Below are 10,721 nucleotides of genomic sequence, written 5' to 3'. Positions count from 1 at the left end.
AGGTTGTTTTCAATGGCAAGCTGACGGATTTTGATTGCAGCAGATAGACCCGCAGGGCCGGCACCTACGATTACAACGTCAAACTCCATGGATTCTCTTGTTATATTTTCCATAATATAAAACTCTATTTCGCTTAGCGGTATTTTATCAAAGAAATACCGTCTTTAAAAGTCAAATGGAGGCTTAAACTGTTCAAATACCATTTTTATGCATGAATCTAAATCCTTTTAAAAGATCTATCCTTGCTTAAATATTGTTCTAATTCAGGTTTAAGAGAAATTATATTTTCAATAAAATAGAGTAAAAATAAGTATTTGATAAATATTATTTTATTTAATCTATGTTAGAGCTATTATCAAAATCTCGGCTATACAATATGAGTAAATATGATTGCCAAGAAAAATAAACAAATTATATATTTAAGTGATTGATTGTTATAAAATTTTTTTTTAATTAAGTGGATCGCGATTAAGAGTATATTTTTGTTTGATCAAACATTTATAATATAATTTTCGCAATGCGAAACAAAATAAAAGAATTTAGGCCATATAAATGAATGAAATAACAGATTCTGAACAGATTGAAAAGCAAATAGCACCATTAAGGCATGAACTTTTAGATCCGATTGAGGATATGCAAGATGAAAATGATCGCCAATATATTACGGCTTTGGCTCGTGGTCTGGAATTATTACGTTGTTTTACACCTAAAAACCAACACTTAGGTAACCAAGAACTTTCTCTAATGACAGGGTTGCCGAAACCCACTATTACTCGTTTAACCCATACGCTATCGCGCTTGGGTTATCTGAAACAAGTTCCTCATTCAACCAAATTTCAGCTTTCTATAGGTGTGCTGTCATTTGGGTATTCTTTATTGTCGAATATTTCGATTCGATCCATTGTATTACCGTACATGAAAGAATTGGCAGACTATGCACAAGCTTCTGTTGCAATGGCCACGCGTGATCGATTAAATATGATTTATCTTGATGTCGTTCAAGGTAAGGGGAGTATGACGATGCAACGTCAGGTCGGAACTTATTTGCCGATCCATTTAAGCTCAATCGGACGTGCATGTTTAGCTACAATCCCTGAAGATGAGCGTGAATTTTTACTCAATGCCATTCGTGCCAAACATAAGGATCAATGGATAACCATCAAGCAAGCCTTGGATCAATCTTTTAAAGATTATCAAGATTTTGGTTATTGTTTTTCAGTCGGGGATTGGCATAAAGACGTCAATTCCGTGGCTGTACCTTTTTATCATGAGCAGCATGGATTGTTGGTATTTAATTGTGGTGGCCCAAGTTTTATTTTAAACCGTGAAAAATTAGAAAATGAAATTGCACCACGTTTATTGCATATGGTGAATAATATTGCTAAAGACGTTGAATAATAACCAGTGTGGAAATTTAAAATGGAGGGTTGAGAGCATCCAACATCCATCTGGAAGTTGAATACGGTATTTTCTTATTTTCGAATAATTATTAATGTCGCAGCGCCACTGGCATAAATTTTATTATTTTCATCAATAATTTTACCTTCTGTAATGACAATCGTTCGTCCTGCATTAATGAGATTGCCAATTCCACGATAGGTTTTTCCTACCTGCATCGGACGAATCATTTTAATATTCAAATCCACAGTTGCAAAACGATGACCTTTGTCCATTAATGAATGTGCAACACCACCAGTAACACTGTCTAAAACGGTAGCGCAAAATCCGCCATGAACTCCACCTTGTAAATTAATGTGTTCTTCGCCGGGGGTGACCTCATAGACGATAAATCCTTTTTTTACTTCGACCAGTTTCATAGGAATGGTTTTCGCCATAGGTGCATGCGGAATTTCACCATTTTTTAGAGCATTGAGTGCATCTATGCCTGAATATTGATCTGTTAATAACATGATTAGATTCCTTATTTGCTCATTTATCCTTTATATGAAAAATAACATAATTTGCATTTTAATAAAATAAAATTTTGTATTGCAGAATTTTTATAATTTTTTTTAATTTTACCAATGATTTTTCTTAAAAATAAGTTTTAAATGGAACTCAACGTTATTTTAGAACTGGAAGTATTTATCCATTTAAATATCAAAAATAAAGTAAAAATTTCTAAACATCGAATATTTAATATATTTTAAATTTTTCTTGATTGTTTATTCATCGGAGGAAAGGATTTCACATTCTTTTTGTAGATAATATTATTTTTATGGAATATTATTTCGTTATGCGAAATTAATTATTTGATTAAGCTTTTATATTTTTATGGATATGAAAGGTCTGTTTCAGACATCACAATAAAACTTGGACAGCAAATTTTTTAAATAATGCAATGTTTGTAGTGTCTATCACAAGGAAGAATTGAGTCATGCCAGATTATATTGCACCACGTCGAGATATGAATTTCGTCTTAAATGAAGTGCTGAATATTGAACAATGCTATGCAGGCTTAGAATATTATCAAGACAAAGTGTCCACTGAATTATTTAATTCCTATTTAGATGTTGCTGCAGATTTTTGTCAAAATGAAATTTTACCTTTGAATGCAGTGGGTGACCGTCAAGGATGTACATTAAATGACGGCAAGGTGACCACGCCAGACGGCTTTAAAGCGGCTTATGAACAATATGTTGCACTGGGTTTTCCGTCTTTAACTGCACCAGAAGAATTTGGTGGTCAGGGTTTACCAAACGTGCTACGTACCGCAATTCAGGAAATAACCACGGCTTGTAATTGGGCATGGGGGATGTATCCAAGTTTATCTCACGGTGCAATGAGAACGATTAATCAACATGGCACACTCCAGCAAAAACAAATGTATCTGCCAAAATTAATCAGTGGGCAGTGGACGGGCACAATGTGCTTAACTGAAGCACAAGCGGGTTCAGATTTGGGTCAAGTACGGACTAAAGCCACACCAAATGAAGATGGAAGCTTTGCGATCAGTGGTGAAAAAATCTTTATTTCCGCAGGTGATCATGATTTAGCAGAAAATATTGTGCATATTGTATTAGCACGTTTACCAAATGCACCTGCAGGAACACGCGGTATTTCGCTCTTCATTGTGCCAAAATTTAACGTTGATTCTGAAGGTAATCTAGCTGATCGTAACCCTGTCGTTTGTAGTTCGCTTGAACACAAAATGGGAATACACGGCAATGCAACTTGTGTTCTCAATTTTGATGCCGCACGTGGTTATTTAATTGGCCCAGAGCATAAAGGTTTACTGTGTATGTTTACCTTTATGAATGGCGCGCGTTTAAGTACTGCGACTCAAGGTCTAGCAATTGCTGAAGCCAGTTATCAAGGTGCATTGGCTTATGCCAAAGATCGCTTGGCTTTACGTGCACTGAGTGGTGCAGAACATCCTGAAAAAGCGGCAGATCCAATTATTGTTCATCCCGCAGTTCGCAGTATGTTACTGACCCAAAAAGCATTTGCTGAAGGCGGACGAATTCTCACATATACCATTGCACAGTGGGTTGATATTTCTTCAGTAACACAAGACGCAGCTGAAAAGAAAAAAATCGAAGATTATTTGGCTCTAATTACCCCGATTGCCAAGGCATTCATGACTGAAATGGGCGCAGAATGTGCGAAACATGGCATGCAAGTGTTGGGTGGTCATGGCTATATTTCTGAACACGGCATGGAGCAATTGGCAAGAGATGTGCGGATTGCCTGTTTATATGAAGGCACGACTGAAATTCAAGCAATTGATCTATTGGGACGTAAAATTTTAAAATCAGAAGGAACACTTTTAAATCATTTTATCGATCTGATTGAAACATTTATTCTACAACATCAAAATCAAGTCAGTATTCAACCCTTGTTAAATAGATTATCTGAATTATTAAACGAATGGAAAATGCTCACAGATTTTATTGCCAAAAAAGCAAAAATAAATTCGAATGAAATCGGTGCAGCATCGGTAGATTATTTGTATTTTTCAGGTTATGTCACATTGGCATATGTCTGGGCACAAGCAGCACAGATTGCACAAAGTCAAATTGAAAGAGGTTCAATCGATCAGTTTTATCAATCCAAATGGATTACTGCACAGTTTTATTATAGTAAATTGCTGCATCGAACCAAAACGCATGCTGCCAATATTTTAGAAGATAGTGAGGTACTGATTAATTTTGATAATAACGTATTCTCATCTAATTAATCTGCTAGATAATTTAGATGAAAAAAGCGCCATTTTGGCGCTTTTTTCATCTGTGTTTAACTACCGCTAATGAATAAAAAATTGAGCTTAATTATTGTTCAAAGTAATGGAGATATTATTCACCATATGAATGAGACGAGGCCCAATTTCATTTTCAAGTTTTTCCTGATCGAGCAAATAGCTCGGTGCACCACAGTTAAAGACCAAAATACCGTGTTGTGGATGAATGAGAGGCACAGCCACTGAATTTACATCTTTCGTCCAATCACCAATTGAAAGGCAGTAACCATAATCTTGATAATCGCGGACTGAACGTTCTAAATTCCGTTTAATGTTTGGCCAGTTTTCTTCATTTCTTTTTTTAATCGCATCAAATAAATAATGTCGTTCTTTTTCATCCATGGCTGCTAAACATGCACGACCCAGTGAGCTACTGTGAATAGGCAATGTTGAACCAATTGGGCGACGCATGGTCATGGTTGAATCAGTGTGAATCACATTCAAATAAATCATGTTTAAACGGTCACGTGTAGCCATGGCAACGGGAGCTTGTGCGTAAGTCGACATTTCCTCCATAAATGGTTGTGCTTGCGTGCGTGCTGAAATATTACATAATGCTGAATAACCTAAGGCCAATACACCAACATCGAGCAAATATTTGGTGGTATTGGGTAATTGCTTTAAATAACCTAGTGACACCAATGTGCTGGTAATACGTGCTACAGTGGGTTTAGGAAGATTGGTTAAATGTGCAATTTCCTGATTTCCCAAGAGTTGATTGGTCGAAGAAAAACAACGTAGAATTTCTAAGCCCCGTGCAATAGACGCAATGAATTGGGGGTTATTTTCACGATGAATATGCGAAATTGGGTCTAAGCGTATTTCATCGAAATTTGAACTTTCATCTGATTTATTTTTTAATGTCATGATAGTGCAATCAAATAGATAATTATAAAATATAATAACAATTAAATTTCACGATACAAAATAAATGTCTGAGTTTCTAAATGTATTTAGATAAATAATCATGCATTTATGATCGTATCTTTAAATATTAATTTAAGAATATACAATAAGCGGCTCAATGAAATTCACCGCTTATAAATGAGTTGAATCAATGGATTGAATATTTTAGAAGCTAAGGATTAATTTACGTTTTCAATCACCATAGCCAAACCTTGTCCTACGCCAATACATAAACTAATTACTGCGTATTTTTTTCCTGTACGTTGTAGCTGACGCGCAGTGGTTAATGCTAAACGCGCACCTGACGCCCCAAGTGGATGACCAACTGCGATCGCCCCACCATTTGGATTTACACGTGTATCATCAAAAGCGACATCTAAACCTTTGAGACAAGACAAGACTTGTGATGCAAAGGCTTCATTAATTTCAATAACATCCATATCATCAAGTGTTAAACCTGCACGGGCAATGGCTTTTTTTATGGCTTCGATGGGGCCTGCACCCATAATTCGTGGCTCAATACCTGCTGCTGCTGCGGATAAAATCTTTGCCATAGGTTTTAGACCATATTTTACCTGAACTGCTTCACTGCCAATGAGTAATGCTGCTGCACCATCATTAATACCTGATGCATTTCCTGCCGTCACCACACCACCTTCAAAAAGAGGTTTCAGTTTTTGCAAGGTTTCAAAATTAGAACTAGGACGCGGATGCTCATCTTCAGTCACAGATTTTGCAGGAAGTTTACGACCTTGAGAAACCTCGACTGTGGCAATTTCATCTTCAAAGAATCCTGCTTGTTTGGCTGCTTCATATTTTGCCTGTGATGCTGCTGCAAATGTATCTGCCTGTTCGCGACTAATACCAAATTCTAATGCGACATTGTCACCCGTTTCAGGCATGCTATGACCACCATATTGCTTCACAATCTGTGGATTTGGAAAGCGAGCGCCGATTGTGGTGTCATAAATTTTTGCCTCGCGGCTATAGGCAGACTCAGCTTTTGCCATGACGAAAGGCGCACGTGTCATTGACTCGACACCACCCGCAATATAGAGATCACCTTCATCACAGCTAATGGCACGCGCAGAATCAATAATGGCAGCTAAGCCTGAAGCACATAAACGATTAACGGTTTGCCCCGGAACAGTGACGGGTAATCCCGCTAGAAGAGCAGCATGACGTGCAACATTGCGGCTATCTTCGCCTGCCTGATTGGTATTACCCAAAATGACATCTTCTACATCTTTGCCCGGAATGCCAGTTTTTTCTACCAGTTGACGAATCACCAAAGCAGCCAAATCATCTGGGCGAATTGGGGCTAAGCTACCTGCATGACGACCAAAAGGAGTACGTAATCCATCATAAATATAAGCGTTTAACATTTTTCTTTCCTTGAAGTATTTGGATATAAAAGTAGTTTGGTAAAAATTTTAAGCGGTGAATGTTAGAGGTTGATTTAATTTAACCCGACGTTGTAACCATGGACTTGGACGGTAGCGTGGATCTGAGGTAATTTGCGTCATACGTTCTAAAATCAGCAGAACTTTAGCAGGACCTAGCACATCTCCCCAGCTGATCGGGCCATGCGGATAGCCTAAGCCTAAGTGAACCGCAGCATTAATATCGTCTACTGTAGCAACACCTTGTTGGGCAATATCGCAAGCCAAATTGACCACCATGGCAATGACTCGCTGTGCGACGAAACCGATACTTTCCTGAATTTGGGTTACCTCACCGTCATCTAAATTAAAGATGGAATGCGCAGCTTGACTAAATTTGTCTTGGGTAATCAGGCTAGGCATTAAGGTACGATGGGTATTTAAACCATTGATCAAGTCGATTGAAACGGTGCGAGTCGCATCAAGGTTTAAGCGTTGTGTGCTTGAACTGGTATCTTCGCCATAGCTTGCGACTAGGATTAGACTATCTTTGGCAGGGGATGCTTGAATATCGATTTCAATTTGATGGGTAGTAAGATAATGGGTCAATAATTCTCGGTCAGCTGTAAAATCTGTTGCAATCCAAACCGCAGGGTACTGTGATAATTTATCAACTTTTACCGCTAACTGTTCATCTCGTTTTTGTCCTGCTGTATAAGAGTAAAAACCTTGATCGGTTTTACGACCTAGTTGTTTAGCCACCAGCATTTGTTTGGTGAGTACATTAGGGCGGTAGCGTGGTTCTTGATAATATTGTTCATAAACCGATTCCATTACGGGATGTGACACATCCAGCCCAGTTAAATCCAACAGTTCGAAAGGCCCCATTTTAAAACCAAGTGTGTGTTTTAAAATACGATCAATCTCGTCAATATTGGCGACATTTTCATTTAAAATTTTTAAAGATTCTGTGCCATAAGCGCGCCCAGCATGATTGATAATAAACCCTGGAGTATCTTTGGCCACTACAGGTCGATGTCCCATTTTATAAGACAGATCGACCAAAATACGGACAATGTTGGGGTGAGTGCGAATACCTGGAATCACTTCGACCACTTTCATTAATGGCACTGGATTAAAGAAGTGATAACCTGCAATTCGTTCAGGATGTTGACTTTGTGAGGCAATTGCGGTGATCGACAGCGATGATGTATTGGAGGCAATAATGGTTGTTTCTGAAATAAATGTTTCTAGCTCTTTGATTAATTCTTGTTTCACCGTTAAATTTTCAACAATCGCTTCAATAATTAAATCGCAGTTTTTAAGGTCATCTAAATTTTGTGCAACCACTAGATTTGCTAAAGCTTGCTGTGCAGATTCTGTCGTTATTTTATTTTTTTCGACCAATTTTTGTAAGGTAAGCTGTAATTTTTCAGATGCTATTTGTGCTGCACCTGCTTTGGCATCATACAAATACACTTGATGACCTGATTGAAGCGCAATTTGAGTAATTCCTGTACCCATAATGCCCGAACCGATAATGCCAATAGTCGCAATTTGAATGGTCATGACAATTTTTCCCTGAATAATTTATTTGCCTTGATATTTTGGATGACGCTTTTCAATAAAAGCCTGCATACCTTCTTTTTGATCTTCGGTGTCGAATAACAATTGGAAAGATTTTCGTTCCAAACTTAAACCTGCATTTAATGGAACATCTTCTGACATTAAAGCGACTTCTTTGATGTGCTCAAGCGCAATCGGTGGAAGTCGTGCAATGGTTTTGGCCATTTTAAGGGCTGTATCAATGGTTTCGCTATCGGGTACGACTTGTGTAACCAAGCCCATTTGATAGGCTTCTTGTGCAGAAACTAAACAACCCGTCAGAATCATGCGCATGGCATGAAATTTCCCAACTGCACGGAATAATCGTTGTGTACCGCCAGCACCCGGCATAATTCCGACTTTAACTTCTGGCTGTCCAAACTGCGCAGATTCACCCGCAATAATGATATCGGCATGCATGGCTAACTCACAACCACCGCCTAAGGCATAGCCATTTACCGCAGCAATAACAGGTTTTGGGTAATGGGCAATCGCTTGCCAATAACGTTCTGTATGACGCAAATACATGTCTGTGGTCTGTGCCGCGGCCAATTCTTTTAAATCTGCACCTGCTGCAAATACCGACTCTCCACCCGTGAGAATTACTACACGAATGTCATCATTTAAAGCCAGTTCAGAGAAAATCTGTGCAAGTTGCTTACGAACTTCGGTGTTTAAGGCATTTTTCGCTTCAGGACGGTCAATTTTAACGATCGCAATATGTTGATCGATACATTCCATTGTTACTGGTTTTTTCATTATCACTCCTGTAATTTCGTAATGCGAAATTTTATTTTTATCCAAATTAATCCTATTTAAGCTAAAACTCAATATTTTTTGTATAAAAAATAATTATTTTATCTTTTGTATTGCATTTTATGGTTTATTATGGTTATTTATTTCGTATTGTGAAATTAAAAAACAGGTAAAGGAATTTACCTTAAAAGTGAACAAATGGAGTAAGACATGATCCGTGATCCAGAAATGCTTGAACAATTATTAGAAACTATTCGAGATTTTGTAAAAAATGAACTTGTGCCTTTAGAGCATGAGGTTGAGGAAAGTAATGCTATTCCTGAACATATTGTTAATCAAATGAAAGAACTGGGTTTATTTGGTTTGACCATTCCTGAAGAATACGGTGGTTTGGGCATTACCATGGAAGAAGAAATTCTAGTGGCCTTAGAATTGGGTAAAACCTCTGCGGCTTTTCGCTCTTTGATTGGAACCAATAATGGGATTGGTTCAAGTGGTATTTTGATTGACGGAACTGAAGAACAAAAACAAAAATATTTACCTCGTTATGCCAGTGGTGAATATATTGGCTCATTTTGCTTAACTGAACCAGATTCAGGGTCTGACGCTGCTGCATTAAAAACGACAGCAACCAAAGAGGGCGATCATTATATTTTAAACGGTACAAAACGCTTTATTACCAATGCACCACGTGCCACAACTTTTACGGTTATGGCACGTACCAATCCTGAGATTAAAGGCGCAGGAGGAATCTCTGCATTTTTAGTTGAAGCGGGTACAGTAGGTTTATCTTTAGGTAAAATTGATAAGAAAATGGGACAACATGGTTCTTATACCTGTGATGTCATTTTTGACAATTGCCGCGTACATCAAGATCAACTGATTGGTGGGCAAGAAGGCATTGGTTTTAAAACAGCGATGCGCGTTTTGGACAAAGGTCGTTTACATATTGCAGGCTACAGTGTGGGCATGGCAGAACGTATGTTGGATGATGCATTGAATTATGCTGTAGAGCGTAAACAATTTGGTCAAGCGATTGCTAATTTTCAGCTCATACAAGGTATGTTAGCTGATTCAAAAGCAGAAATTTATGCCGCAAAATGTATGGTCATGGATGCTGCAAGACTGCGTGATGCAGGCAAAAATGTCACCACTGAAGCTTCTTGCGCCAAAATGTTTGCGACAGAAATGTGTGGTCGTGTTGCAGATCGTTGCTTACAAATTCATGGTGGTGCAGGCTATATTAGCGAATATTCTATTGAGCGTTTTTATCGTGATGTGCGTTTATTCCGCTTATATGAAGGAACGACACAAATTCAGCAAATTATTATTGCCCGTGAAATGATTAAACAAGCGACTACCTAATAGCGACAATAAGGACATATCACAATGATTTCAAATGCAAAATTTAACTGGCAAGACCCATTTTTAATTGAACAACAATTAACAGAAGATGAACGCATGATTCGCGATACGGCATACGCCTATTGCCAAGACAAACTCATGCCACGTGTTTTAGAACAATTCCGTAATGAACAAACCGATCCCAAGATCTTCCGTGAAATGGGTGAATTGGGTCTTTTGGGTCCGACCATTCCAGAAACATATGGGGGTTCAGGCTTAAATTATGTCAGCTATGGTCTAGTGGCCCGTGAAATTGAACGCGTCGACTCAGGTTACCGCTCTATGGCCAGTGTACAAAGCTCATTGGTGATGGTGCCGATCAATGAATTCGGGTCTGAACAACAAAAACAAAAATATTTACCAAAGCTTGCCACAGGCGAATACATTGGTTGTTTCGGCCTAACGGAACCCGATCATGGTTCGGACCC

Annotated in this window: 10 protein-coding genes; 4 read left to right on the top strand and 6 right to left on the bottom strand. The window is 38.2% G+C overall.

Annotated elements, in window-relative coordinates:
* Positions 1 to 113 (bottom strand): FAD-dependent oxidoreductase (locus GA0116959_RS14055; protein WP_141684235.1); only part of this gene is annotated, 113 nt, incomplete at its 3' end.
* A 439-nt stretch (positions 114 to 552) separates the two neighbouring features.
* Here GA0116959_RS14055 and GA0116959_RS14050 point away from each other — a divergent pair.
* Positions 553 to 1,398 carry an IclR family transcriptional regulator gene (locus GA0116959_RS14050; RefSeq protein ID WP_092721200.1) on the top strand — a complete coding sequence of 282 codons (846 nt, stop codon included), beginning with the start codon at positions 553 to 555 and terminating at the stop codon, positions 1,396 to 1,398.
* Positions 1,399 to 1,472: 74 nt separating this feature from the next.
* On the opposite strand, the gene GA0116959_RS14045 is transcribed toward GA0116959_RS14050, so the two are convergent.
* Positions 1,473 to 1,910, bottom strand: coding sequence for a PaaI family thioesterase (locus GA0116959_RS14045; protein WP_092721199.1), 438 nt, complete (start codon positions 1,908 to 1,910; stop codon positions 1,473 to 1,475).
* Between the two features lie 467 nt (positions 1,911 to 2,377).
* On the opposite strand from GA0116959_RS14045, the gene GA0116959_RS14040 reads away from it, so the two are divergent.
* A complete protein-coding gene (locus GA0116959_RS14040; RefSeq protein WP_092721198.1) occupies positions 2,378 to 4,180 on the top strand; it encodes an acyl-CoA dehydrogenase C-terminal domain-containing protein in 1,803 nt (600 codons plus the stop codon).
* Positions 4,181 to 4,267: 87 nt separating this feature from the next.
* Here GA0116959_RS14040 and GA0116959_RS14035 read toward each other — a convergent pair whose 3' ends face one another.
* The 4 genes from GA0116959_RS14035 to GA0116959_RS14020 all read right to left on the bottom strand — a co-directional run bounded on the left by GA0116959_RS14035 (position 4,268) and on the right by GA0116959_RS14020 (position 8,892).
* Positions 4,268 to 5,107, bottom strand: coding sequence for an IclR family transcriptional regulator (locus GA0116959_RS14035; RefSeq protein WP_092721197.1), 840 nt, complete (start codon positions 5,105 to 5,107; stop codon positions 4,268 to 4,270).
* 218 nt (positions 5,108 to 5,325) lie between these two features.
* Positions 5,326 to 6,531, bottom strand: coding sequence for a 3-oxoadipyl-CoA thiolase (locus GA0116959_RS14030; RefSeq protein ID WP_092721196.1), 1,206 nt, complete (start codon positions 6,529 to 6,531; stop codon positions 5,326 to 5,328).
* Between the two features lie 48 nt (positions 6,532 to 6,579).
* A complete protein-coding gene (locus tag GA0116959_RS14025) occupies positions 6,580 to 8,097 on the bottom strand; it encodes a 3-hydroxyacyl-CoA dehydrogenase (protein WP_092721195.1) in 1,518 nt (505 codons plus the stop codon).
* Positions 8,098 to 8,118: 21 nt separating this feature from the next.
* Complete coding sequence (locus tag GA0116959_RS14020) at positions 8,119 to 8,892, bottom strand: enoyl-CoA hydratase (RefSeq protein ID WP_092721194.1); 774 nt, start codon at positions 8,890 to 8,892, stop codon at positions 8,119 to 8,121.
* A 207-nt stretch (positions 8,893 to 9,099) separates the two neighbouring features.
* On the opposite strand from GA0116959_RS14020, the gene GA0116959_RS14015 reads away from it, so the two are divergent.
* A complete protein-coding gene (locus GA0116959_RS14015) occupies positions 9,100 to 10,254 on the top strand; it encodes an acyl-CoA dehydrogenase family protein (protein ID WP_092721193.1) in 1,155 nt (384 codons plus the stop codon).
* Between the two features lie 24 nt (positions 10,255 to 10,278).
* Positions 10,279 to 10,721, top strand: a 443-nt coding sequence (locus tag GA0116959_RS14010; RefSeq protein ID WP_171256925.1) for an acyl-CoA dehydrogenase family protein, incomplete at its 3' end; no start/stop codon positions are given.

This window comes from Acinetobacter albensis (assembly GCF_900095025.1).
Taxonomy (GTDB): Bacteria; Pseudomonadota; Gammaproteobacteria; order Pseudomonadales; family Moraxellaceae; genus Acinetobacter; species Acinetobacter albensis.
The sequence above is the reverse complement of the archived record's forward strand: the minus strand, read 5'-3'. Positions and strand labels throughout refer to the sequence as shown.

Coding starts and splice junctions, on each gene's coding strand:
- GA0116959_RS14050 (WP_092721200.1), top strand. CDS start 553: ATGAATGAAATAACAGATTCTGAACAGATTGAAAAGCAAATAGCACCA.
- GA0116959_RS14045 (WP_092721199.1), bottom strand. CDS start 1,910: ATGTTATTAACAGATCAATATTCAGGCATAGATGCACTCAATGCTCTA.
- GA0116959_RS14040 (WP_092721198.1), top strand. CDS start 2,378: ATGCCAGATTATATTGCACCACGTCGAGATATGAATTTCGTCTTAAAT.
- GA0116959_RS14035 (WP_092721197.1), bottom strand. CDS start 5,107: ATGACATTAAAAAATAAATCAGATGAAAGTTCAAATTTCGATGAAATA.
- GA0116959_RS14030 (WP_092721196.1), bottom strand. CDS start 6,531: ATGTTAAACGCTTATATTTATGATGGATTACGTACTCCTTTTGGTCGT.
- GA0116959_RS14025 (WP_092721195.1), bottom strand. CDS start 8,097: ATGACCATTCAAATTGCGACTATTGGCATTATCGGTTCGGGCATTATG.
- GA0116959_RS14020 (WP_092721194.1), bottom strand. CDS start 8,892: ATGAAAAAACCAGTAACAATGGAATGTATCGATCAACATATTGCGATC.
- GA0116959_RS14015 (WP_092721193.1), top strand. CDS start 9,100: ATGATCCGTGATCCAGAAATGCTTGAACAATTATTAGAAACTATTCGA.